The sequence below is a fragment of the Bacillus sp. D7-8 genome (genome assembly GCF_052055895.1).
Taxonomy (GTDB): domain Bacteria; phylum Bacillota; class Bacilli; order Bacillales; family Bacillaceae; genus Bacillus; species Bacillus velezensis.
The window spans coordinates 395,572-418,383 of the sequence record NZ_CP179922.1 but is presented as its reverse complement, the minus strand read 5'-3'; the positions used below and the strand labels follow the sequence as shown (position 1 = coordinate 418,383).

24 protein-coding genes are annotated in these 22,812 nt (G+C 48.6%); 10 read left to right on the top strand and 14 right to left on the bottom strand.

Features of this window, described 5'->3' with window-relative positions:
- The 3 genes from ACKTRM_RS02115 to ACKTRM_RS02105 all read right to left on the bottom strand — a co-directional run bounded on the left by ACKTRM_RS02115 (position 1) and on the right by ACKTRM_RS02105 (position 2,415).
- Complete coding sequence (locus tag ACKTRM_RS02115; protein WP_012116817.1) at positions 1-432, bottom strand: PTS sugar transporter subunit IIA; 432 nt, start codon at positions 430-432, stop codon at positions 1-3.
- A gap of 25 nt (positions 433-457) precedes the next feature.
- A complete protein-coding gene (locus ACKTRM_RS02110) occupies positions 458-1,897 on the bottom strand; it encodes a PTS mannitol transporter subunit IICB (RefSeq protein ID WP_014720723.1) in 1,440 nt (479 codons plus the stop codon).
- Between the two features lie 176 nt (positions 1,898-2,073).
- Positions 2,074-2,415, bottom strand: coding sequence for a hypothetical protein (locus ACKTRM_RS02105; protein ID WP_003156306.1), 342 nt, complete (start codon positions 2,413-2,415; stop codon positions 2,074-2,076).
- 179 nt (positions 2,416-2,594) lie between these two features.
- Here ACKTRM_RS02105 and ACKTRM_RS02100 point away from each other — a divergent pair, with 179 nt between their 5' ends.
- Genes ACKTRM_RS02100 through ACKTRM_RS02090 form a run of 3 tightly spaced genes read left to right on the top strand, consistent with a single transcriptional unit; the run spans position 2,595 to position 5,452 of the window.
- Positions 2,595-3,167 (top strand): DeoR family transcriptional regulator, encoded by a 573-nt coding sequence (locus ACKTRM_RS02100; protein ID WP_012116815.1) that lies wholly within the window; start codon positions 2,595-2,597, stop codon positions 3,165-3,167.
- A gap of 32 nt (positions 3,168-3,199) precedes the next feature.
- Entirely contained in the window at positions 3,200-4,828 is a 1,629-nt protein-coding gene (locus tag ACKTRM_RS02095) for a copper resistance CopC/CopD family protein (protein WP_012116814.1), read from the top strand.
- Positions 4,829-4,840: 12 nt separating this feature from the next.
- Positions 4,841-5,452, top strand: coding sequence for a YcnI family copper-binding membrane protein (locus ACKTRM_RS02090; protein WP_012116813.1), 612 nt, complete (start codon positions 4,841-4,843; stop codon positions 5,450-5,452).
- Positions 5,453-5,497: 45 nt separating this feature from the next.
- Here the strand turns inward: ACKTRM_RS02090 and gdh are convergent, their stop codons facing one another.
- From gdh to gabT, 4 genes are all read right to left on the bottom strand, one after another.
- Positions 5,498-6,283 carry a glucose 1-dehydrogenase gene (gene gdh, locus ACKTRM_RS02085; RefSeq protein ID WP_003156315.1) on the bottom strand — a complete coding sequence of 262 codons (786 nt, stop codon included), beginning with the start codon at positions 6,281-6,283 and terminating at the stop codon, positions 5,498-5,500.
- A gap of 20 nt (positions 6,284-6,303) precedes the next feature.
- Positions 6,304-7,167 carry a RhaT/GlcU family sugar-proton symporter gene (locus tag ACKTRM_RS02080; RefSeq protein ID WP_003156317.1) on the bottom strand — a complete coding sequence of 288 codons (864 nt, stop codon included), beginning with the start codon at positions 7,165-7,167 and terminating at the stop codon, positions 6,304-6,306.
- Between the two features lie 154 nt (positions 7,168-7,321).
- Positions 7,322-8,710 (bottom strand): succinate-semialdehyde dehydrogenase, encoded by a 1,389-nt coding sequence (gabD, locus tag ACKTRM_RS02075; RefSeq protein WP_007410282.1) that lies wholly within the window; start codon positions 8,708-8,710, stop codon positions 7,322-7,324.
- 105 nt (positions 8,711-8,815) lie between these two features.
- A complete protein-coding gene (gene gabT / locus ACKTRM_RS02070) occupies positions 8,816-10,123 on the bottom strand; it encodes a 4-aminobutyrate--2-oxoglutarate transaminase (protein WP_023356706.1) in 1,308 nt (435 codons plus the stop codon).
- Positions 10,124-10,230: 107 nt separating this feature from the next.
- Between gabT and gabR the strand changes: the two genes are divergently transcribed.
- A complete protein-coding gene (gabR, locus tag ACKTRM_RS02065) occupies positions 10,231-11,640 on the top strand; it encodes a MocR-like transcriptional regulator GabR (protein WP_012116811.1) in 1,410 nt (469 codons plus the stop codon).
- Between the two features lie 27 nt (positions 11,641-11,667).
- Here gabR and ACKTRM_RS02060 read toward each other — a convergent pair whose 3' ends face one another.
- Positions 11,668-11,982: an ArsR/SmtB family transcription factor gene (locus tag ACKTRM_RS02060; RefSeq protein WP_012116810.1), complete on the bottom strand. Its 315-nt coding sequence runs from the start codon at positions 11,980-11,982 to the stop codon at positions 11,668-11,670.
- A gap of 141 nt (positions 11,983-12,123) precedes the next feature.
- Here ACKTRM_RS02060 and ACKTRM_RS02055 point away from each other — a divergent pair, with 141 nt between their 5' ends.
- The 4 genes from ACKTRM_RS02055 (at position 12,124) to ACKTRM_RS02040 (ending at position 15,652) form a co-directional block, all read left to right on the top strand.
- Positions 12,124-12,411, top strand: coding sequence for a putative quinol monooxygenase (locus tag ACKTRM_RS02055; protein ID WP_012116809.1), 288 nt, complete (start codon positions 12,124-12,126; stop codon positions 12,409-12,411).
- Between the two features lie 16 nt (positions 12,412-12,427).
- Positions 12,428-13,174 carry an oxygen-insensitive NADPH nitroreductase gene (nfsA, locus tag ACKTRM_RS02050; RefSeq protein ID WP_012116808.1) on the top strand — a complete coding sequence of 249 codons (747 nt, stop codon included), beginning with the start codon at positions 12,428-12,430 and terminating at the stop codon, positions 13,172-13,174.
- A 160-nt stretch (positions 13,175-13,334) separates the two neighbouring features.
- The gene (locus ACKTRM_RS02045; RefSeq protein ID WP_012116807.1) at positions 13,335-14,210 is read left to right on the top strand and encodes a TetR/AcrR family transcriptional regulator; all 876 of its coding nucleotides are present in this window, start codon (positions 13,335-13,337) and stop codon (positions 14,208-14,210) included.
- A 17-nt stretch (positions 14,211-14,227) separates the two neighbouring features.
- The gene (locus tag ACKTRM_RS02040; RefSeq protein WP_012116806.1) at positions 14,228-15,652 is read left to right on the top strand and encodes an MDR family MFS transporter; all 1,425 of its coding nucleotides are present in this window, start codon (positions 14,228-14,230) and stop codon (positions 15,650-15,652) included.
- A 41-nt stretch (positions 15,653-15,693) separates the two neighbouring features.
- On the opposite strand, the gene ACKTRM_RS02035 is transcribed toward ACKTRM_RS02040, so the two are convergent.
- The 4 genes from ACKTRM_RS02035 to ACKTRM_RS02020 are packed head-to-tail and all read right to left on the bottom strand — an operon-like array spanning position 15,694 to position 19,302.
- Positions 15,694-16,638: a siderophore ABC transporter substrate-binding protein gene (locus tag ACKTRM_RS02035; protein WP_012116805.1), complete on the bottom strand. Its 945-nt coding sequence runs from the start codon at positions 16,636-16,638 to the stop codon at positions 15,694-15,696.
- 21 nt (positions 16,639-16,659) lie between these two features.
- Positions 16,660-17,418 (bottom strand): iron ABC transporter ATP-binding protein, encoded by a 759-nt coding sequence (locus ACKTRM_RS02030; protein WP_012116804.1) that lies wholly within the window; start codon positions 17,416-17,418, stop codon positions 16,660-16,662.
- Positions 17,412-18,359, bottom strand: coding sequence for an iron chelate uptake ABC transporter family permease subunit (locus ACKTRM_RS02025; protein ID WP_012116803.1), 948 nt, complete (start codon positions 18,357-18,359; stop codon positions 17,412-17,414). Before ACKTRM_RS02025 ends, ACKTRM_RS02030 begins: the two co-directional genes overlap by 7 nt.
- The gene (locus ACKTRM_RS02020; RefSeq protein ID WP_012116802.1) at positions 18,349-19,302 is read right to left on the bottom strand and encodes an ABC transporter permease; all 954 of its coding nucleotides are present in this window, start codon (positions 19,300-19,302) and stop codon (positions 18,349-18,351) included. Before ACKTRM_RS02020 ends, ACKTRM_RS02025 begins: the two co-directional genes overlap by 11 nt.
- 413 nt (positions 19,303-19,715) lie before the next feature.
- Between ACKTRM_RS02020 and ACKTRM_RS02015 the strand changes: the two genes are divergently transcribed.
- Both ACKTRM_RS02015 and ACKTRM_RS02010 read left to right on the top strand, forming a co-directional pair.
- The gene (locus ACKTRM_RS02015; RefSeq protein WP_012116801.1) at positions 19,716-21,080 is read left to right on the top strand and encodes an aspartate kinase; all 1,365 of its coding nucleotides are present in this window, start codon (positions 19,716-19,718) and stop codon (positions 21,078-21,080) included.
- A 79-nt stretch (positions 21,081-21,159) separates the two neighbouring features.
- Entirely contained in the window at positions 21,160-21,270 is a 111-nt protein-coding gene (locus ACKTRM_RS02010; protein WP_369719092.1) for a YjcZ family sporulation protein, read from the top strand.
- A 148-nt stretch (positions 21,271-21,418) separates the two neighbouring features.
- Here the strand turns inward: ACKTRM_RS02010 and ACKTRM_RS02005 are convergent, their stop codons facing one another.
- Together ACKTRM_RS02005 and ACKTRM_RS02000 are read right to left on the bottom strand one after the other, a co-directional pair.
- Entirely contained in the window at positions 21,419-21,538 is a 120-nt protein-coding gene (locus ACKTRM_RS02005; protein WP_003156334.1) for a PhrC/PhrF family phosphatase-inhibitory pheromone, read from the bottom strand.
- Positions 21,522-22,670, bottom strand: coding sequence for a Rap family tetratricopeptide repeat protein (locus ACKTRM_RS02000; RefSeq protein ID WP_012116798.1), 1,149 nt, complete (start codon positions 22,668-22,670; stop codon positions 21,522-21,524). The genes ACKTRM_RS02005 and ACKTRM_RS02000 overlap by 17 nt, the downstream gene beginning before the upstream one ends.
- Positions 22,671-22,812: the final 142 nt, after the last annotated feature.

Here is a 22,812-nt window from a genome sequence, read left to right as displayed (position 1 = left end):
TCAGTTCACCTCGCTGAAAATAGCGGCCAGTTCTTCTTCCGTCTTTGCACTGATCAGCCGTTCGATGTTTTCTTCCTCTGAGCAGATGATGGCGATGTTTGACAGGATGTCTAAGTGTTCATTGTTTTTTCCGGCGATACCGAAAACGACCTTTGCCGTATTGCCTTCACCGTATTCCACACCGTCCGGAATCTGGATGACGGAAATGCCTGAATGAAGCACCTCATCCTTTGCATCTTCCGTGCCGTGCGGGATCGCGATGAAATTCCCCATAAACGTGGATGATGTTTCTTCACGTTCGAACATTTTTTCCACATAGCCGTTCTTCACGTAGCCGTTATCAATCAATGTCTGTCCCGCGAGGCGGATGGCATCCTCTTTTGAGTTCACCGTCTGGTTCAGTTTGATGTTCGCTTTAGCCAATACTTCCATGATGAAGATCCCTCTTTCTGTTTGATTAGTTTTTAAGCTTTTCAATCAGTTCATCGTATTTCGGGCTGTTCAAGAAATTATCAACCGAAATGTGCACCGCCTGCGGCAGCTTCGCTTTCGCGCGGTCAGTCAGGTCCTTATGCGTAATGACGATATCCGCGTCATTCGGCAGATTATTGATCGACGTATTTGTCACATCAATATCCAGGTCTGCTTTTTTCACTTTGTTTCTTAAAATGGAGGCACCCATTGCGCTCGATCCCATACCCGCGTCACACGCGAAGATAATGCGGCTGACTTGGTCAGCGGAAATATCAGCGGCGCTGTTTTCCGGCTCTTCCTCTTTGTCTGCCAACGCGGCCGCCGCTTCACTTTTCCTGCCTTTCATTTCCTGCATTTTTTCCGCCGCGGCTGTCAAATCTTCTTCGCCCGCTTTAGACGATTTCAGAATAAGCGCCGAGACGATAAACGATACGGCCGCGGCAACGATGACGCCCGCCAGCACGCCGAGGTAGCTTCCTTTCGGCGTCAGCGCTAAAATGGCGATGATGCTTCCCGGAGATGATGCCGCGACAAGACCCGCGTTAAAGATCGAGAATGTAAGCAGTCCGCTCGCTCCCCCAGCGATCGCCGCGAGAATCAGCATCGGTTTCATTAAAATGTAAGGGAAATAGATTTCATGAATCCCCCCGAAGAAATGAATGATCGCCGCTCCCGGAGCCGTCGATCTTGAAGAGCCTTTCCCAAAGAACATATATGCCAGTAAAATACCGAGTCCCGGCCCGGGGTTCGCTTCCACTAAAAACAGAATGGATTTACCCGCTTTGGCGGCCTGCTCGATTCCGATCGGACTTAAAATGCCGTGGTTGATCGCGTTATTCAGGAACAGGACTTTCGCCGGCTCTACGAAAACGCTTGCAATCGGCAGCAAATTCGCGTGGACAATGACTTCCACACCCGCCGCCAGCAATTTGTTAAGAGACAGGACGACCGGGCCGATCGCATAAAACGCGATAATCGTCAGCACAGCTCCGATAATTCCCGCCGTGAAGTTGTTGATCAGCATTTCAAAACCCTGTCTGACTTTATCTTTAAACACACGGTCTAATTGTTTAATGAGATAACCGCCCAAAGGCCCCATAATCATTGCCCCTAAGAACATCGGAATGTCCGCTCCGACAATGACTCCGATGGCCGCCGTCGCTCCGACGACTCCCCCGCGGTGATCGTAAATCATTTTTCCGCCCGTATATGCGATTAAAAGCGGCAGTAGATACGTAATCATCGGGCTTACCAATGTATTCAGCTGCGGATTCGGAAACCATCCCGCAGGAATAAACAGCGCGGTGATAATTCCCCATGCGATAAATGCGCCGATATTCGGCATGATCATACCGCTTAAATAACTGCCGAACCGCTGTATCTTCACTTTCATGCCAGCTTGCTGTTCTTGCTGCATGTTCATTCCCTCCCTGTTTGCTTGCCTTCAGATGAAAATAAATAAGACACGGGGTTTCTCTCTCTCCCCTGTGTCTTCATCATAAAACGCTTACAATCCCCATTCAATGAAAAGTAAAGAGGAGTTTGGCACAGAGACTGTGACAACTCCTTAACAAAAAAAGACACCTCATCAAAGGTGTCTTACCGCTTTCTGTATATAATGTGTCCTTTTGTGACGACGAGTTTGGCAATGAGCCGCTCACTGACAATAAACACCGGATACGCACATACGAGTGCGAAAATGGCGGCCGGCACATACCGCGCTGCCGGAAACATCGGCATGACGGCGGTTCTGGCCATCTGCACAAGATAAATCAAAAGCACCGTAATCGCAATGGCCGCAGCCATAATCGGAGCTGATACTTTATATTCACGCAATTTCACATGGCAATGCCCGCACTGAAACTGGCACGGGATCATGGATGATCTGACCATGTCGCCTGTAATCGGCTTGCCGCAGTTCGGGCAGGTCGTTTCTTTCATGTTTATTCCTCCATTCAACTCTTCTATTATAACAGAGTCTGACTACGTCTTTTACATTTGTGATTGTTCAACATTTTTTCACATATTTTATCATCAGGCTCTTGTGTGCATTTGTGAAAACATCTACTCTTAGAGGGAGGTTCATCACTCATTCGCATCATAAAAAGGAGGATGCAGAATTGCTTCCGATTCACAGACAGCAAACCTTGCTTGAATGGCTGAAAGAAGAGGGCGCGCTGAAAATCTCTGACATAAGCGAGAGATTCGGCGTCTCCGAGATGACCGTGTACAGAGACGTCAATCAGCTGGCGGATGCAAACCGGATTATCCGGACACCCGGCGGCATTACCCTCCCTCCCGCTTCAGAACGAAGCGCCAATCAATGCGGCTATTGCCTGCGGCCGATTCAGCATTCGTATTCTGTTCAGCTTATTACCGTTTCACAAGCCGTTGAGCAGATGTGCTGCATTCATTGCGCGATTTTGCGGTATGAGGATAAAAAGGAAGAAGTGTCCCACGTCATTTGTAAAGATTTTCTTCTCCAGACGACGCTGACGGCCGCTTCCGCATACTTTTTAGTCCATGCCGATATTGACCTTCAATGCTGCCGGCCTCAGGCGATTCCCTTCTCAACGCTTGATTACGCAGAACGGTTTCAAAAAGGATTCGGCGGGGTCATTTGCACCTTTGACGAGGCGGCGGACATCATCTTACACGACAGGCAGAAGGGATGCACCTGCAGCAAGACATAACAACAACCAACCGGAAGGCGGTGTCATCATCCATGAGACAGAACAAACGCTGGCTCATCTTTTTGCTGTTCCTTGTTTTGATTCCGAAAACAAGCTTCGCCCACGCCTACATCACAAACTCAAATCCGGGTGAGAACAGCGAATTAAAACAAGCGCCGAAGCAGATTGAAATTGAGTTTAATGAACAGATTGAAGAAGGCTTCCACTCCATTAAGGTCTATAATTCATCCGGCGAACGGGTCGACGCGGGCAAAACGGTGATTCAAAAAAATGATGCCCGCATCATGACCGCGGCATTGAAAAAAAATCTGCCGCATGATATTTACAGAGCGGAATGGAACGCGGTATCGGCCGACGGACATCCGGTATCCGGCGTCATCCCTTTCAGTGTCGGAAAAGCCGGCGGAGAACTTCAGGAGCAGACATCATCGCAAGCGGCGCTTCATCCCGAAGCGGCCATCGACCGCGGTATTTTGTACACCGCTCTCTCCCTGTTTATCGGCACGGCTTTTTTCCATCTGTTTTGGTACAGAAATAATAAAGATTCATCAAAAGCAAAACGAACTGTAAAGCTGCTCGTGATTTCTTTATGTGTAACGGGGCTCGCGCTTATCTGCCAGCTCCCGATCCAGACGAAAGAAAACGCGGGCGGCGCTTGGAGCGCCGCGTTCCAGCCGGACTATGTAAAAGAAACGCTTCTGAAAACGGCAGGCGGGTACGTCTGGATGATCCAGACCAGCTTATTTATCCTGCTCGCCCTGTCCATGATCCCGCTGTTGAAGAAGAAAGCATTCCGGTCATTTGCGTACTGGACGGCGCCGCTGTTGTTCTTCTTCGCTTCGCTTTTGGCAAAAGCATTCGCCGGGCATGCGGCGGTCATTGACGAAAAAGCGGTCGGCATCGCGATGGACTTTCTCCATTTATCGGCCGCGTCTGTATGGATGGGCGGTATCGCCGCGCTTGTGCTGCTTCTTTCATCAGAGTGGAGAAAAACCGATAAAACCATCGCTTGGGAAACGGTCAGACGGTTTTCTCCTTGGGCGTTCGCCTCTGTCGGTGTGCTGTTATTTTCAGGTGTGCTGAACGGATTTTTCATTATCCGCACGTTTGATTCACTCTTTCACACCGCTTACGGTAAGACGCTCCTTTTGAAAATCGGACTGTTTGTCATCATGCTTGTGCTCGGCGCCGTTCACGTATGGATAACGAAGTTCAGCAGAAAAAGGAGCATCAGCGCAACGATAAAGGCCGAATGGGCACTAGGCATCGCGGTGTTATTTACAACCGCCGTCTTCACAAGCCTGCCCAGCCCGCCGCCGCCTGCGCCATTGCCTTTTAACGGCTCAGAAACGATCGGAAACGGGGAAACCCTGTCCTTGCACATTACGCCGAACCAGCCGGGTAAAAATGAATTTCAAGTCATTGTCACCGATCACAACGGCAGCTTGGTAAAAGACATTCAGCAATTTACGGTCACTGTTTACCAGACGGGCTTCAGCGGCAAACAGCATGAAAGCACCTTTGATTTGAAGAAGACGAAGGAAGGCACATTTGAAGCCGCCAACCTGTCCATCACCGAAAAGGGAAACTGGAAGATCAAAGTCCACGGGCTGACAAACGATTTTAATGAAATCAACCAAATATTCTCAACGACAAACTAAGGAGTGTATCTCATGTTGAAAAAAAAGGCTTTATTATTCATATCCGCCGTGACCCTGTCACTCGTCGGTTTTACGGCGGCAGCAAGCGCCCACGTCTCAGTCAAACCCGCGGAATCCGCGGCCGGTTCTTGGGAAACGTACACGATGAAAGTGCCTGTGGAAAAGAATGAGCCGACAACGAAAGTCGTGCTGAAAATGCCCGCCGGCGTTGAATTTCAGCAATATCAGCCGATTCCGGGATGGAAAACATCCGTATCCAAACATGATGACAAAGCGGTCTCCGTCACTTGGGAAGCAAAGGACGGCGGCATCCAGCCCGGCCAATTCCAGCAGTTCACGTTCGTTGCGAAAAATCCTGAAAAGAGCGGAGATGCCGCTTGGGACGCTTACCAATATTACAAAGACGGCAGCATTGTAGAATGGACGGGTGATGAGAAAGCCGACACGCCCCACTCGATTACGAAAATCACGAAATCGGCCAGCGTGACGGATGCGCACGGAGCTGAACAGTCAAACGAAGAAAGCAAATCCGGCGTATCAGCGCTTGATATTGCAGCCATCGTTCTGTCAGCTGCGGCGATTATCCTTTCCATCGCGGCGCTTGTAAAGAAAAAACGCGCGTAAGCAAAAAGCGATCCGGCTCTAAAGAGCCTGCGATCGCTTTTTTTCTTATCCGCGGCCTGCCTGGAATGACGGATATTTGGTCATTCCCCCGTCAGCAAACAGCGTAATGCCGGTTACGTAGCTTGATTCCTTTGAAGCAAGCCAGACGGCGACAGCCGCGATTTCTTCCGGCTCACCGATATATCCCATCGGAATCATGCTTTCCACATCTTTTTTCTGAACGGGATCCGCAAATTTTTCCGCGTTGATCGGCGTATTGATGGCTCCCGGCCCGATGTTGTTAACACGGATGCGCTTCGGCGCGTACTCAAGCGCCAGCGTTTCCGTCATCAATTTGATGCCGCCTTTACTCGCCGCGTAGTGAACAAACAGCGGCCACGGAATCATTTCATGTACGCTCGACATGTTAATGACGTTTCCTTGAATATCATTCTCTACGTAATATTTAATGGCTTCGCGGCTTCCTAAGAAAGCGCCGGTCAGATTGGTATTGATGACTTTGTTCCAGTCTTTAAGCGGCATTTCATGTGACTGAACCGGATTTTCCATGCCGGCGTTATTGATCATGACATCCAATGTCCCGAATTCCTTCACCGCGGTCTGCACGATGTTTTTGACATCTTCTTCTTTTGTGACGTCGCCTTGAACGATGACCGCTTCGCCTCCCGCTTTTTGAATCTCTTCTTTAACGGTTTGGGCGTCTTTTTCATTACTATAGTAGTTAACCACGACTTTCGCCTGCTCCTGTCCGAAGCGGATCGCCATCGCTTTTCCTAATCCTGATGAAGCTCCCGTAATGGCAACGACTTTTCCTTTTAAATCCGTGTACATGTTCAAACCTCCTGCATTTGTTATGAATTTGATTTCGCAACGCCTAAGAATACCGCGGCCACAATGATCAGGATAATCCCGATGGCAATGGCGACCAGCTGACGCTTCGTTTTGCTCTCACGGAGAATGAAGATTCCGCCGAGCGTGCTGATGACGATCCCCATTTGAGAGAGGGAAAAACTTGTCGCAACTCCGACGCGCGGCTGTGAGATGAACAGAAACATATTCCCGAGCGCCCAGATGATTCCCGGCAGAATGTTCTTGAGGGCGTACTTATTAAACGGTTTATGCTTGTACGTCAGGAGCAGTCCGCCGATGACCATCCCGATCGCCTGCGGCAGGAGCGCTGACCATCCGGATACGCCGAACAGCCGGGCCACAACGACATAGACCAAATAACCGAGCGTGGAGATCAGCAGGATGACAATGCCTTTTTTTAAGTTTCCCGGTTCTCCGTCCGCCCGCCCCTTTTTATCTTCTAAAGATGTGAGCACAATCCCGATGATGATAAAAATAAGGGCGAGAATACCCAGCGTAATCGCGATCGGGGTTGACCATTCTTTGAATACGATCACACCGAACAAAGAAGTCGAGACGAGCTGCATTCCCGTTGATATCGGCATCGTTTTTGAAACGCCCATCAGCTGTATGCTTTTAAGCTGATTGCTTTGGCCGAGCGACCAAAACAGCCCCGAGATGATGCCGACAATAAAAATGCGCCCAGACAGCACCGGGTGGACAAACAGATACAACACAAACGAAACGATGAGCGCCCCGATTGTCGTTCCCAGCGTCTGGCTGTAAGGCCCGCCGCCTAATTTGACGTTAAATAACACGATGCTCCCCCAAAATAAAGCCGGGAGAAGAGCCAGTAATATATCCATGATGGCGACCTTCTTTCAATCGTATTTGCTGTTATTTTGTCTGGAATCGAACCGATTATTCCCGCAAGATCAAAAAAGCCTGCCGGCGATATTCACCGGCAGACTGCTCAATAAAAACAGCCCCGCTTAGAAGCGGGGCTTTCTTTTCGGCTCATTAAAGTCCGATAGACATGTATTTGGTTTCCAGGTACGGTTCAATGCCTTCCGTACCGCCTTCACGGCCGATGCCGCTTTCTTTCATTCCTCCGAACGGCGCTTGAACCGCGGACGGACCGCCGTCATTCCAGCCGATGATGCCGTATTCAAGCTGTTCAGAAATATAGATGCCGCGGCGGTAGTTTTCTGTGAAGAAATAAGCCGCAAGTCCGAACGGCGTATCGTTCGCAAGCTTGATCGCTTCATCAATATCTGAGAACGTAACGATCGGCGCAACCGGGCCGAATGTTTCTTCATGCATGATGTTCATGGATGTATCTACATTTGACAGCACGGTCGGTGTCACGAAATAGCAGCCTTTTTCATCGTTTTGGTCATACGTTCCGCCCGTCAGCACTTTTGCGCCTTTTTCCACGGCGTCATTAATTTGGCCGACGATTTTATCGAAGCCTTTTTTGTTGATGACAGGGCCGACGTTTACGCCTTTTTCAAGACCGTTTCCGACTTTGAGTTTCGCAGCTTCTTCACTCAGTTTTTTCGCAAACTCGTCTTTTACGGATTCGTGTACGATCAGCCGGTTCGCACAGACGCAGGTTTGGCCGGCATTTCTGAATTTAGAGGCCATTGTTTGGGCTACCGCCAGATCAAGATCAGCGTCTTCATCCACGATCAGCGGCGCATGTCCGCCAAGCTCCATTGACATATGTTTTACGGTGTCGGCGCTGTTTTTCATCAGGATTTTGCCGACAGGCGTTGAGCCGGTAAAGGTAATTTTGCGGATTTTCGGGCTGCTGGTGAAGACGTTTCCGATTTCGGCTCCGTCACCGATCACCACTTGCAGCACGTCCTTCGGAATTCCCGCTTCATATGCGAGACGCGCAAGGGCGTAAGCGGAAAGCGGCGTATCCTCCGCCGGTTTGATGATGAACGTACAGCCTGCCGCCAAAGCGGGCGCGGCTTTTCTTGTAATCATCGCATTCGGGAAATTCCACGGCGTGATCGCGGCTACCGGACCGACCGCCTGACGGGTGACGACAATCCGTTTGCCCGTTGTCGGCGCAGGTACTGTTCTGCCGTAAATCCGTTTTGCTTCTTCGGCGAACCATTCAATATAGCCGGCGCCGTATAAAACTTCTCCGACCGCTTCTTCGTACGGTTTGCCGTTTTCTTTCGTAATTAATTCCGCAAGTTCTTCTTTATTTTCAACAATCAGCTCATACCATTTTCTCAAAAGTGAGGCACGTTCTCCCGCTGATGTTTTGGACCATGATTGAAACGCTTGATGTGAACGTTCAATCGCTTTTTCAACATCTTCGGCCGTCTGCTGGGGGATGCTTTCGATCGCCTCTCCCGTTGCCGGGTTGTACACTGTTAATTGTTCTGGCATATTGAACATTCCTTTCTCTGCTATAGTAAAGCCATTGAATGCTAGTTGATGTATCTCACACTTTCATGATAGCAGACACATCCGCCGGCATTCCAATAATTGAACTCACAGAGCTGCTTCGATAATGGAAAGGCCTTCTTTGAGCTGCTCATCCGTCACGACAAGCGGCGTCAGGAATCTGATAATGTTGCCGTTAATGCCGGCCGTCAGCAGCAGCAGTCCGTTCTCGTTCGCCGTTTTGGCGATCGCCGCGGCTTTTGCTTTGTCCGGTTCCCGCGTGTCCGGATCTTTGACAATTTCGATGGCCGCCATCGCGCCGAGTCTGCGCACTTCTCCGATACAGGCATGCTCTTTTTTCCACTCGAGCGCTTGATGCTCGATGATCCGGCCGATCTCCTCGGAACGCTGATTCAGCCCTTCTTCTTCAATAATATCCAAGACCGCAAGCGCAGCCGCACAGCCGAGCGGGCTTCCCGCATATGTGCCCCCGAGTTCCCCCGGCGCGGCGGCATCAAGCATTTCCGCCCGGCCGATGACGCCGCTCAGCGGCAATCCGGCCGCAAGTGATTTGGAAACGGTGATCAAATCAGGAACGGCTCCGAAATGTTCAATCGCAAAATACGTTCCCGTTCTGGCAAAACCGGTCTGAATCTCATCCGCCACAAAAACGATGCCGTGTTTTTGACAAAAAGCGGCGACGTGCTGGACGAAACGTTTTGACGGAATGATGAAGCCGCCTTCTCCCTGAACCGGCTCCATGACGACACAAGCGACGGTTTCCGGTGCAACTGCGGCGATAAAGAAATCCTCAAAAGCGCTGATGATAAAGTCGTCATACTGCTCGTCGCTCATGCCGGCCGGCTTTTGATAATAGTAAGGAAACGGCGCCTGATACACCTCTGAGGCAAACGGGCCGAAACCGAATTTATAAGGCTTCACCTTGCTCGTCATGCTCATCGTCATGTTCGTGCGGCCGTGGAACCCTCTTGTAAATGACACGACAGCCTGGCGCTTCGTGTATTTTCTGGCGATTTTCACGGCGTTTTCCACCGCTTCCGCCCCCGAATTGAGAAAAATCGCTTTTTTCGCATGATCTCCCGGCGCAAGGGCGCAAAGTTTTTCGGCCAGCTCAATATAAGACGGATACATCATGACGTTAAATCCCGGGTGAATCAGATCCTCCGCCTGTTTCTTCACGGCCTCCACCACTTTCGGATGGGAATGGCCGACATTCAGCGTTCCGATCGCTCCGGCAAAATCAATGAATCGTCTGCCGTCCAAATCGTACAAAAGCGCCCCTTCCCCTTTTACCGCCATGCTGCGGTTTCCATTGCCGACCCCCTTGGAAACGAATTGATCCCGTTTTTGCTGCCACTGGGCAGTTGTCACTTCCGATGATGCTGTTCGACTCATAGATTCCATCCCCCTGCATTGTTTTCTTATCATTCTGACTTCTTTTTGGTATGATGAAAAGTACCAAAATCAATTTATCCATGGTATCAGAAAGGGGCAGGGTCTGGATGCTGACGATTTCCATTGATCATTCGGAAACGGCGGATTATATCTATCAGCAGATCTATCAGCACATAAAAGCGGCCGTTTTGAAGCGCAGCCTGATGCCTCATACAAAGGTGCCGTCTAAACGGGAGCTTGCCGAGACACTCAAGGTCAGCGTGAATTCAGTGAATTCAGCTTATCAGCAGCTGCTTTCAGAAGGTTATTTATATGCAGTCGAAAGAAAAGGTTTTTTCGTGGAGGAAATTGATACGGTTTATCATGAAGAAACGCCTTCGCTCCTATTGCCTGATAATTTGAAAGAGCGGGAGACGGATAAAAGCGGCTGGATTTCGTTTTCTCATATGAGCGTGGATACGGCGCATTTCCCCCTGAAAAGCTGGTTCCGCTGTGAACATAAAGCAGCCGCCCGTTCATTTCATACACTCGGAGAACTCGTCCACCCGCAAGGTTTATATGAAGTCCGTGAAACAATTTCGCGGCTTATTTCCCTGACAAGGGGCGTTACATGCCGCCCGGAACAAATCGTGCTCGGAGCGGGCACGCAATTGCTGGTGCAGCTGCTGACGGAACTGCTGCCAAAAGACGCACTCTACGCCATGGAGAACCCGGGATATATGAGGATGTACCGGCTGCTGCAAAACCTCGGGAAAAAGGTTGCGACGATCAGCCTTGATGAAAAAGGCATGTCCATGGACGAAATCGAAAAACGCCGGCCCTCTGTATTGATCACCACGCCTTCCCATCAATTCCCCTCAGGCGTGATCATGCCGGCTTCCCGGCGGATTCAGCTTTTAAACTGGGCCGCCGAACAGAACGGCCGCTTCATCATTGAAGATGATTATGACAGTGAATTTAAATATGACGCCGATACAATACCGGCGCTTCAAAGCCTTGACCGGTTTCAAAATGTCATCTACATGGGGACCTTTTCAAAATCCCTTTTCCCAGGTCTGCGCATCAGCTATATGGTTCTGCCGCCCGGGCTTTTGCGGACGTTCAAAGAGAGAACGTATGACCTGCATACGTGCAGCACGCTTGCCCAGCTCGCGCTGAAAGAATTTATCGAATCAGGTGAATATCAGAAACATATTAAAAAGATGAAGCAGCATTATAAGAACATACGGGAACGCCTCATTTCGGCTTTGGAAGAAACATTCGGAGAAAGAATCAGTGTAAAGGGCGCCAATGCGGGGCTTCATTTTGTCACTGAGTTTGACTGCGCCCGTTCAGAAAAAGAGATATTGGCACGGGCGGATGCAGAACAGCTCGATCTGTTTGCGATGAGCCGGTTCCGTCTGAAAGCGGGAGGCGATTCAAACAAACCGCAGCTTATCCTGGGATTCGCCCGCCTGAAGGAGAGCGATATTCAAGAAGGCGTCTACAGGCTTTACCGGGCGGTTTTCGGCGCATAAAAAAACCCCCGGAATTCGGGGACTTATTTACCAGCGGTCCGGTTCTGTCTGCAAAATCGCCTCCAGCAGGCCGGGAAACGCCGCTTGTAAATCATCTTTGCGCAGGGAATAATAACGGTGCTTCCCGTCTATGCGCACTTGGGCGATCCCCGCTTCCCGCAGCACTTTGAAGTGATGGGACAGCGTTGATTTAGCGACCCGGACATCAGCGCAGGTTCCGCACGTTTTTTCTGTTGTTTCCGCCAATTGTTTGACCAGCTCTAAGCGGAGCGGATCACTCAGAGCATGAAGAACCTTTGTCAGCTGTAAGCGTTCGGTTTCAGGATGGTTTGGAATGTTCATGAGTCAAATGTAACACAGATCATCGGCGGGTGACAATTTAGGCGGTGAGGGTTTTTTCTTTACCTTTCGCAATGAAACATGTTACAGTTAGTTCGATAATATTCGAACTATAACAAATTAACCCAATCAGGAGGAATAACCATGATCGTCTTACAGGCTTACATGAAAGTAAAAGCGGATAAACGCGAGGAATTTTTAGGAGAAGCGCAATCACTTGTTCAGCATTCACGCGCGGAAGAAGGAAATGTGCAATACGATCTTTTCGAAAAAGTCGGTGAGGAAAATACATTCGTCATGCTTGAACAATGGAAAGATGAAGAAGCGATGAAATCCCACAACGCAACTGACCATTTCCAAGGATTCGTGGCAAAAGCAAAAGAAGTGCTGAGTGCGCCGCTTGACGTCGTCCGCACAGAACTGTCAGAGTAACGAAAGGATGAATGACATGAACGAAGTCCTTCAATTATTAACAGACCACCGTTCCATCCGCAGCTACACAGATGAACCTGTATCGGATGAACAGCTGGATCTTATCATCCAAGCCGCTCAGGCAGCGCCGACTTCCATTAACGGCCAGCAATTTACCGTTATTGCGGTGAAAGATAAGGAGCGGAAGAAAAAAATATCCGAATTGGCTGGCGGCCAGCCGTGGATTGACCAAGCGCCGGTTTTCCTTTTATTCTGCGCTGATTTTAACCGCGCCAAAATTGCGCTTGAAGAGTATAATGATACACCGCTTGAGATCACGAACGGTTTAGAGTCCGTCTTAGTCGGAGCCGTAGATGTCGGGATTGCGCTGGGTACGGCAACGGCTGCGGCTGAATCAATGGGACTCGGCACTGTGCCGATCGGCGCCGTGCGCGGCAAGCCGGACGAACTCATTGAATTGCTGAAACTTCCGAAATACGTTTTCCCGGTTTCCGGTCTCGTCATCGGCCATCCGGCAGACCGCTCCGCGAAAAAACCGCGTCTGCCGCAAGCAGCCGTTCTGCATCATGAAACGTATCAAGAAGAAGATTTAAGAACACATATCGAGGCCTATGACAAGCAGATGTCCGAATACATGAAAAAACGCACCGACGGACAGGAAACGAGAAACTGGTCACAAGGCATCACCTCCTACTATAAGCAGATTTATTATCCTCACATTCGTGAAATGCTTGAAAAACAAGGGTTTAAGACGGATAAATAAGCGGATCAGCCTGCCGGAACACTCCGGCAGGTTTTTTCTGTTCCTCAAACAAAAGCGTTGACACTATGTAAAAATTTTTGTTAATATTTTCATCATATACTCATTGGTTTTCTGTGAACCGATGGGTTTTCTATTGTGACGAAAGAAGGAATCTGGGCTTATGAATGATAAGAAAACGGATATTCTGCTGGCGGCAAGGAAGCTTTTTTCCGGGAAAAGCTTTTCGTCGGTTTCGATGCAGGCGATCGCAGAGGAGTGCAAAGTCTCCAAAGCGTCTTTATATAAGCTGTTTGAATCAAAGGAAGACCTGCTGTTGGAGCTGCTCGACTTTAACCAGAAACAGATGGTAGCCGCCGCTTCATTATTGAATGAAGAAACAAGCCTCTCCCCTGAGGAACGGTTTGCCAAAAAACTGATGGCTGAGCTTGAAGGCTTCAGGCGCAATCAGCAGTTTTTTAATATGCTGATGTACGGAAGCCCCTCTTCCATTAATGAGCGGGTAAAACGGCATATCCACAGAGCCCGCTCCACCTTTATCTGCTGGCATCGCGATTCACTGATTCAGACGTACGGCGAAGACATTATTCCTTATGTATGGGAGCTGGTGATCGTCCTGCAGGGGCTCCTGAGAGAATGCATCACGCTGATTAAGCTGGAAAAAGAACCGCTCGCCCTGGAGCCGCTCACGGAGTTTATCATCCGCCATCTCAATCTCATCGTCGAAAACAGGACAACCGAAACCGCATTGCCTCAGGAGATGATTGACCTTTATATCGCCTCCGCTTCCTCATTTGAGCCGAAAGACAAAAACGTATTGCTGGCTGAAAGCCTGAAGGAACTGAAAGAAGCGGTCTCAGCCCTTCCGGAGGAAAAATATGACGCCGCAGGACTCGCTTCCGCGGCGGCTATGCTGGAGAAAGAATCAGCAGACAAACAGCCGCGGGATTTTCTTATAAAAGCGCTCATCGGTTATTTGGAGCAGGCCGGACCGCTGCACCAGCCGCTTGCAGCCGTTAAAACATTGCTCAAACTATAAAGAAAGAAGGAATCAGCTTGAATAAGAGTATTGAAACTGCACCATACAACCGCTCTGTCATTGTCGGGATTCTTTTGGCGGGAGCGTTCGTCGCCATTTTGAACCAGACACTGCTTATCACGGCGCTGCCGCACATTATGAATGACTTCAATATAGACGCCAACAAAGCACAATGGCTGACAACATCGTTTATGCTGACGAACGGGATTTTGATTCCGATTACCGCATTTTTAATAGAGAAATTCACGAGCCGCACCCTCTTGATTTCCGCCATGAGTATTTTCACGGCGGGCACCATTGTCGGCGCATTCGCCCCGAATTTTCCGGTATTGTTAACGGCCCGGATTATCCAGGCAGCCGGCGCCGGAATTATGCTGCCTCTCATGCAGACGGTATTTCTCACGATTTTCCCGATGGAAAAGCGCGGCCGCGCCATGGGTATGGTCGGCTTGGTTATTTCGTTCGCGCCGGCGATCGGCCCGACGCTTTCCGGATGGGCGGTCGAAGCATTCTCTTGGCGGTCTTTGTTTTATATTATCTTCCCGATCGCAGTCATCGATTTGCTTTTAGCGATTATTCTGATGAAAAACGTCACGACATTACGAGAAACACAGATTGATATTTTATCCGTGATCTTATCGACCCTCGGATTCGGCGGCCTGCTTTACGGCTTCTCAAGCGCCGGTTCATCAGGGTGGACCAGTGCTGAAGTGCTGACTTCGCTGCTTGTCGGAGCGGTCGCGCTGATTTTCTTTATCGCAAGACAGATGAAGCTCAAAAAACCGATGCTGGAATTCCGCGTGTTTTCTTTCGGGATTTTCAGCCTGACCACCCTGCTCGGAACGCTTGTTTTCGCGCTGCTGATCGGAACGGAAACCATTCTCCCGCTTTACACGCAAAAAGTCCGGGGCGTATCCGCGTTTGATACCGGATTAATGCTTTTGCCGGGCGCGATTGTGATGGGGATGATGTCTCCGTTTATCGGCCGGGTGTTTGACAAAATCGGCGGAAAGGGCCTTGCGATGACCGGATTCTTCATCATCCTGCTCACGTCCCTGCCGTTTATGAATCTGACGGACTCGACGTCTCTCATTTGGATTGTCGTCGTTTATACCGCGCGGCTTTTGGGAACAGCCATGATTATGATGCCGGTGACGACAGCGGGTATCAACGCCCTGCCGCGCCACTTAATTCCGCACGGCACAGCCATGAACAATACCGTCCGCCAAGTCGGCGGTTCTATCGGTACGGCGCTGCTAGTTTCCGTGATGAGCAGCCAGGCCGCGCACGCAAATGCGACAACTCCGGCAAACGCCGCCCTGCACGGCATGAATGCGGCATTTGTCGTAGCCGCCTGCATCGCGCTGGCCGGCTTCCTCCTATCTTTTATATTGAAGAAAAAACCGCGTCAGCCCGAGCAGCAGCAGGCCGTTACGCGGTAAACCAAAAAGAACCCGATCACGTATGTGACCGGGTTCTTTTTTTACTTCTCGATTCCGTCTTTTACTTCTTTCACCATTTGCGCCATGGATTCCAGGCCGCCTCCTGATAAATACCATGTAGCTGAATCAAGGTAGACAACATGGTTGTTTTTCACGGCTTTCACCGATTTTACATAATCATTTTCAACCACTTGTTTTGTTGAAGATTTTGTGCCGATCGCTGTTCCGCGGTCAACGACAAACATGTAATCAGGGTTTGTTTTGGCGATATATTCATAGGAAATGCTTTGTCCGTGCAATGAGGCTTCGATGTTTTTGTCAGCCGGTTTGACGCCGAACACATCATGAATGAAGCCGTATCTTGATTTAGATCCGAACGCGCTGATTTTGCCGTCGTTCGCCATCACCACTAACCCGTTTTTATCCGTGCTGCTTGTCTTTTTCTTCAGATCCGCAATGGATTTGTCAATTTTCGCAAGCTTATCTTTCACTTCATTTTCTTTGTTAAAGATTTTGCCGATCACTTCGGTGTTGTGCTTGAATCTGTCAACGTAGTTTGTATAGTCATCATCAAGATAAATCGTGGGCGCGATTTTTGAGAACTCTTTATAAGAATCAGATTGTCTGTGGGCGATAATGATTAAATCCGGATCAATATCCGCGACTTTTTCAAAATCCGGTTCTTTTAAACCGCCGGTATTGGCGTATTTATCACTTTTATATGAAGATAAGTATTTTGGAAGGTTTTGTTTCGGAAGTCCCGCCACGTGATCCTGTAAACCGAGTTCATCCATCGTGTCCAGCATTCCGAAGTTGAATACGACGACTTTTTTCGGATTCTTCGGCACTTTGACGCCTTCTTTGTTCAGGTCATCTTTGATTGTGATTGTTTCTTTTGATTTGCCTGATGTTTTGTCCCCGTTTCCGCATGCAGAAACAACAAAAATCGTAACGAGCGCAATGAATAGCAATGCGAATTTTTTCATAATTTTCACCTCATCTGGTTTTTAAGAAAAGTACACACCGATCCGCTGACTGTCAATCTCTTGAATCGGGATGGTCATATCATAAATATCTTCAAGCACGGAGGTTTCAATGATCTCCTCCGCCGGCCCTTCTTTGACGATCCGGCCGTTTTTCAGTGCGACGATATGGTCTGAATATACGGATGCGAAGTTGATATCGTGAATCACTACGACGACCGTTTTTCCGAAGTCTTCCACAAGCCGCTTCAACAGCTTCATCATTTCAACGGAATGCTTCATATCTAAATTGTTCAGCGGCTCATCGAGAAAAATATAGTCCGTATCCTGAGCGATGATCATCGCGATAAACGCCCTCTGGCACTGGCCTCCGCTGAGCTGATCGAGGTATTTATCCTTTAATTCATCCAGCTTCATATAACTGAGGGCCTGGTTGATATGCACCCAATCTTCATCCGTCAGTTTCCCCTGGGAATACGGAAATCTGCCGAAGCTGACCAGGTCTTTAATCGTCAGCCTGATATTGATTTGGTTCGTCTGCTTCAGGATGCTGATTTTTTTTGCCAGATCGTTGCTTTTGCAGGCCCCGATCTCTTGCCCGTCGACCGTAATTTCCCCGGAATCCGTCTTAATCAGCCGGCTCATGATAGACAGCAGCGTGCTTTTTCCCGCGCCGTTCGGACCGATAAATGAGGTGAGCCTGCCCTTTTGAATGGATAGAGACGTTTTCTCAAGGACGGTTTTCCCTCCGTATTGTTTGCTTACATTTTTGACCTCTACCATGATTTATTCTCCTTTAACAGCAGATAGATAAAATAAATCCCGCCGGCAAAATTAATGATGACGCTCAGCGTCGTGGAAAACGTGAACACTTTCTCCACGACGAACTGGCCCCCGACGAGCGCGACGATGCTGATCAGGACAGAACCCGCGATTAAATACGTGTGCCTGTAGGTTTTTAAAAACTCTCTCGACAGATTGACGACAAGCAGTCCTAAAAACATAATCGGCCCCACAAGAGCCGTAGAGACAGACACAAGAATGGCGACGACGATGAGCATCTGTTTCACAAGCTTATCGTAATCAATCCCCAGGTTGACGGCGTGCTCCCTGCCGAGGGACAGCACGTCAAAAAACCGCGTGAACCGCCAGACATAAATGCCCGTCAGAAGAAAGACAGCACCGGCAAACCCTAAAAGATCGGTATTGATATTGTTAAAACTGGCAAACATTTTGTCCTGAACAACCTGGAACTCATTCGGATCAATCAGCATCTGCATAAAGGATGACAGACTGTTGAACAGCGTGCCGAACACGACGCCGACAAGCAGAAGGAAAAACACGTTCCGCCCCTCGCCTTTAAACATGAGCTGATACAAAACGAGTGACAAGAGCACCATCAGCCCGACGGAGATGACGAAATTAAGATTTTTGTTCATCATGACGATATTCATTGAACCGAACAGGAACACGATGACGGTCTGAATGAGCATATACAGGGAATCGAGGCCTAAAATGCCCGGTGTCAGTATGCGGTTATTTGTAATCGTCTGGAAGATGACCGTCGAAAACGCGATCGCTCCTCCGGTGAGCATCATGGCAAGCACTTTGAAGCATCGTCTCGGCAGGGAGTATTCCCAATTGCCCAGTCCGTAGAACAGGAAGAATCCGATACATATCATGGCGAGCGCCGCCAGCAGCGTAATTTTTTTATTATGACTCATATGCTTTTCTCCTTAACAGCATATACAGGAAGATGCCGCTGCCGATAACACCGACCATCAGGCCGATGGAAATTTCGTACGGGAAGATGATCACCCTTCCCAAAATGTCGCAAAACAGCACAAAAACAGCGCCCAGCAGAGCGGTGTGAGGCAGGCTGCTCCTCAGGTTGTCCCCTTTGTAAATCGACACCATATTAGGAATGATCAAACCGAGAAACGGCAGCATCCCGACGGTCAGGATCACCAGTGAAGCGATGAGCGACACGATAATCAGACCGATATTAACGACGCGTTTGTATTTCAGGCCGAGATTGACGGAAAAGCTCTCTCCCATTCCCGCCACCGTAAATTTATCCGCATACACATAAGCGATGATCAAAAGCGGGATACTCAGATATAAAAGCTCATACCGGCCTTTGACGACCAGTGAGAAATCCCCCTGCAGCCAGGACGACAGGTTTTGGATCAGGTCGTATTTATATGCGATAAACGTGGCGACTGAACTGACGATATTCCCAAGCATTAAACCGACGAGAGGAATAAAAATCGCATCATTAAACTTGATTCTCTCGAGGATTTTCATGAACAGGAAATTTCCCGCCAACGCGAAAACGAAAGCGATAGACATTTTCACAAGCGGACTCGCTGACGTAAAAAGCATTAATGAAATCAAGATTCCGAGCCTTGCCCAATCCATCGTTCCCGCAGTCGTCGGCGATACAAATTTATTCCGGCTGATCTGCTGCATGATTAATCCGCAGATGCTCAGGCTCATGCCGGCGATGATAATGCTCACCAAACGCGGCAGCCGGCTGTCAAACAATGTACCTGCCTGTTCTTTATTTAAATGAAAAATATCCAGCGGCGACAAATCTTCTACACCGATAAATATAGAAGTACACGCCAAAACCGCCAGTAGCAAAAGTAAGTAACGTAGCTTCATGCTGCCTCCCTGCACCCATCACAAACGGTATGACTGATTGCCAAACAACTCCCATATATCCCACTCGTAATGATTATCATTATCAACGACAATTATAATCTTATCATCTTTCCAAGCGCAGTCAATACAGTTTTGCTTTCAAAAGCGGTCATCCGCGGGCCGTACACTAAATTGTCTTACAATCAGTCTATCAAGAATTTGCAGGATTTTCTATAACCTACATTTGGCTGCTTATCATTTTTTGCACATGATGACACGCTTGAGGGAAACAAATCTGACAAACAGCGGTAAAATTCCTCCACTAAAATACAAATGTTCTCCCCACGTAGAAAAAATCCTTGATTTACATGTTTGAAAGAGAGATAATAAAAATTAAATTTGTGAGAAAATTTAAATATTAGGGGATGTAAATCATGAAAGTTGTAAAATTCGGAGGCAGCTCTCTTGCGTCAGGAGCACAGCTTGAGAAAGTGTTTCAAATCGTGACGGCTGATCCCGCGCGGAAAGCCGTCGTCGTATCGGCACCGGGAAAACGCTTCTCGGACGATACAAAGGTGACGGATCTGTTAATCCGCTGTGCGGAGCATTATTTGCAAAAAGGTGTAGCGCCCGAGCTTGCCGAAACGGTCATTGAACGGTACGCCGCCATCGCGCGTGAGCTGAACCTGGATTTCTCTATTATAGAAAGAATCCGCAGTGACCTATTCGCTCTTTTAAACAGCTGTAAAACCAATCCCGAACAATATATGGATGCGGTGAAGGCGAGCGGCGAGGACAACAACGCGAAGCTGATCGCAGCCTACTTCCGACGGCAGGGCGTGAAAGCGGAATACGTAAGTCCGAAAGAAGCGGGGCTGTTTGTGACGGATGAACCCGGAAGCGCGCAGGTGCTCCCTGAGTCTTATGGTCATTTGTACCGTCTGAGAAACCGTGAAGGATTGATCATTTTTCCGGGATTTTTCGGTTACACGAAGGAGCATGAGATTGTGACGTTTTCCCGGAGCGGTTCTGATATTACCGGCTCCATTCTCGCCAGCGGCTTAAAAGCCGACCTGTACGAAAACTTTACTGATGTGGATGCCGTCTATTCCGTCAACCCGTCAATCGTGCGGCATCCGAAAGAAATTAACGAACTGACGTATCGGGAAATGCGTGAGCTCTCCTATGCCGGATTTTCCGTTTTTCATGATGAAGCGCTGATTCCCGCATTTCGGGCCGGCATCCCCGTTCAAATTAAGAATACGAATAATCCGGATGCGAAAGGAACACGCGTCGTCAGCAGCCGTGACAATACGAACGGGCCAGTCATCGGCATCGCAAGCGACACGGGCTTTTGCAGCATTTACATAAGCAAATATTTAATGAACCGGGAAATCGGTTTCGGCCGCAAAGCCCTTCACATTTTGGAGGAAGAAGGATTGACGTATGAACACGTTCCATCCGGCATTGACGACATCACGATCATCCTTCGGCACAATCAGATGGACTCAGAACTGGAACACAGGCTCGTCACCCGTCTGAAGCAGGAACTTCAAGCAGATGAAGTCACAGTCAGGCACAATCTGGCGCTGATTATGGTCGTCGGGGAAGCGATGCGCCATAATGTCGGCACAACCGCCAGGGCATCCAAAGCACTGTCGGAAGCCGGCGTCAACATCGAGATGATCAATCAAGGGTCATCGGAAGTCAGCATGATGTTCGGAGTGAAAGAAGAACAGGAAAAACACGCGGTGCGGGCACTGTATGACGAATTTTTCGCCGGAGTCTTACTCTCATAGGACACCGCCTCTTTTTTCTCTTGTCCACTAATATCCCTTACAAAGCAGCTTCTTTTACATATTGTATGGTATAGACAATATGGAGGTGAAGCTCATGTCAGGATATTCTGGAATCAGCTCTTTCGCTTTGATCGTTGTTTTATTTATCCTGTTGGTTATTGTAGGTACTGCCTATGTTGGCGGCTTCTAAGCATCACTCCGTCTATATGAGGACGCTGCGGGTTTTGACCTGCGGCGTTTTCTTTTGTTTTCCGCCGCTGTCCGAGTCCGGCCGCGCAAAAAAAGACTGCCGGGAACATTCCCATGCAGTCTTTTCCTTTGTTCAGGCTATTTTCTTCTCACGTCATTCCTCTTTCAGCTACATGGAATTCAGCCTGATCTGTCTGGCCTGCACCTGTCACTGTAAAAATCGCGGCGGCTGCTAAACAAATAACAAACCATTTAGATTTCAATTTCATACAAACCCTCACTCCTTTGTATTTGTTTCCTTGCCTCTTCGACTTTCAGAAAATAGTCAGAAGAAATTTTAAAGCAATTTTGTTCATAGTAATATTTAGCTGCTTCTAGTGCTAAATCCTCTATATCGGCGTATAAATTTTTATCTTCCAGGTAACGGAAACACGCGCTGATTGTTTCCTCATCCGGTTTCGCCTGATACAGAGCCTGCAGCCATTCGAATTTTACCGTGTAAACGGGATCGTCTGTTTCTTTAGCATATTCATATCCCCGCTTGTGATATTCCGACGCTTTTTCTTTTTTTCCGAGTTTAAAGTAAATGAGTGTGATTAGAAAATATGCTTGAGGAAGAGAATTGACGATTCTTTGTGATTCAAATGTATCGACCGCCCGTTCAAAGTACGGAATCGCTTCGCCGATGCGGTCCTGATTGTAGTAGCACAGTCCGAGGTTATACTGCGCCCTCCCGACAAGCTGCGCTTTTTGTTCTTTTTCGGCCATTTGCAGAGCGTGCTGAAAATGTTTGGCCGCCTGTTCAAAGCGCCTTTCATCCATTAAATTGACGCCGAATACAAAATGGCATTGAATGATCCGGACGTTATATGTGTCCTGCTCTACGTAAATTTCATAAGCGTTTTTTATATGTATCAAAGAAAAATACGTTTGTTTCATATGATAATAAGCTTCGGCCACTTTAAAATAAAACTCCGCCCGTTCCACGTGGTCCGATACGAAGGCCAGTTTTTTCTCAGCTTGTTTATAATATGTAATCGCTGAGATAAATTCTCTTTTATCAAATTCAAACATGCCTTTGAAAAAGTTGACGTAATAATCGAGAAGCCCTTTGAGGCCGGCCTGGCTGTTATCAATGTTATCAAGAATTTCCGACAGGGTCGGCTGGTCTTCTATCTTCAGTTTTTCCAGCGGCTCCAAGTAGTCCAGCATCAGCTGATGGCGAAATTCCATGAGGGAATAATAAAGCACTAAGTTCGAATCAGGCTCCATATGGTCAAGCTCTTGTTTGATCTCGGCCTTCAAGATCTCCGCATCCGGCACGCTGAATGTTCTGATGTATCGATACCACTCGTTAATTTTCTGCCCGACTGCTGAAGAAGGAATTAACCCGCTCTTCATTCCTTCACCCTCCCCATCCAAGACCTGTTTACCAGTTATTTTATCACGTTTCCGTCTCTTTCCATCCCGAAAAACACGCAAACTTTGTTTCGGCAGAGCGCAATTTTCCGAGTGGAGATAAAACAGACGGCGGCCAGACGGG

Bases quoted from the DNA above. Each gene is read 5' to 3' on its own strand.
- ACKTRM_RS02115 (WP_012116817.1), bottom strand. From the start codon at position 432: ATGGAAGTATTGGCTAAAGCGAACATCAAACTGAACCAGACGGTGAAC.
- ACKTRM_RS02110 (WP_014720723.1), bottom strand. From the start codon at position 1,897: ATGAACATGCAGCAAGAACAGCAAGCTGGCATGAAAGTGAAGATACAG.
- ACKTRM_RS02105 (WP_003156306.1), bottom strand. From the start codon at position 2,415: ATGAAAGAAACGACCTGCCCGAACTGCGGCAAGCCGATTACAGGCGAC.
- ACKTRM_RS02095 (WP_012116814.1), top strand. From the start codon at position 3,200: ATGAGACAGAACAAACGCTGGCTCATCTTTTTGCTGTTCCTTGTTTTG.
- ACKTRM_RS02090 (WP_012116813.1), top strand. From the start codon at position 4,841: ATGTTGAAAAAAAAGGCTTTATTATTCATATCCGCCGTGACCCTGTCA.
- gdh (WP_003156315.1), bottom strand. From the start codon at position 6,283: ATGTACACGGATTTAAAAGGAAAAGTCGTTGCCATTACGGGAGCTTCA.
- ACKTRM_RS02080 (WP_003156317.1), bottom strand. From the start codon at position 7,167: ATGGATATATTACTGGCTCTTCTCCCGGCTTTATTTTGGGGGAGCATC.
- gabD (WP_007410282.1), bottom strand. From the start codon at position 8,710: ATGCCAGAACAATTAACAGTGTACAACCCGGCAACGGGAGAGGCGATC.
- gabT (WP_023356706.1), bottom strand. From the start codon at position 10,123: ATGAGTCGAACAGCATCATCGGAAGTGACAACTGCCCAGTGGCAGCAA.
- gabR (WP_012116811.1), top strand. From the start codon at position 10,231: ATGCTGACGATTTCCATTGATCATTCGGAAACGGCGGATTATATCTAT.
- ACKTRM_RS02060 (WP_012116810.1), bottom strand. From the start codon at position 11,982: ATGAACATTCCAAACCATCCTGAAACCGAACGCTTACAGCTGACAAAG.
- ACKTRM_RS02055 (WP_012116809.1), top strand. From the start codon at position 12,124: ATGATCGTCTTACAGGCTTACATGAAAGTAAAAGCGGATAAACGCGAG.
- nfsA (WP_012116808.1), top strand. From the start codon at position 12,428: ATGAACGAAGTCCTTCAATTATTAACAGACCACCGTTCCATCCGCAGC.
- ACKTRM_RS02045 (WP_012116807.1), top strand. From the start codon at position 13,335: ATGAATGATAAGAAAACGGATATTCTGCTGGCGGCAAGGAAGCTTTTT.
- ACKTRM_RS02035 (WP_012116805.1), bottom strand. From the start codon at position 16,638: ATGAAAAAATTCGCATTGCTATTCATTGCGCTCGTTACGATTTTTGTT.
- ACKTRM_RS02030 (WP_012116804.1), bottom strand. From the start codon at position 17,418: ATGGTAGAGGTCAAAAATGTAAGCAAACAATACGGAGGGAAAACCGTC.
- ACKTRM_RS02025 (WP_012116803.1), bottom strand. From the start codon at position 18,359: ATGAGTCATAATAAAAAAATTACGCTGCTGGCGGCGCTCGCCATGATA.
- ACKTRM_RS02020 (WP_012116802.1), bottom strand. From the start codon at position 19,302: ATGAAGCTACGTTACTTACTTTTGCTACTGGCGGTTTTGGCGTGTACT.
- ACKTRM_RS02015 (WP_012116801.1), top strand. From the start codon at position 19,716: ATGAAAGTTGTAAAATTCGGAGGCAGCTCTCTTGCGTCAGGAGCACAG.
- ACKTRM_RS02010 (WP_369719092.1), top strand. From the start codon at position 21,160: ATGGAGGTGAAGCTCATGTCAGGATATTCTGGAATCAGCTCTTTCGCT.
- ACKTRM_RS02005 (WP_003156334.1), bottom strand. From the start codon at position 21,538: ATGAAATTGAAATCTAAATGGTTTGTTATTTGTTTAGCAGCCGCCGCG.
- ACKTRM_RS02000 (WP_012116798.1), bottom strand. From the start codon at position 22,670: ATGAAGAGCGGGTTAATTCCTTCTTCAGCAGTCGGGCAGAAAATTAAC.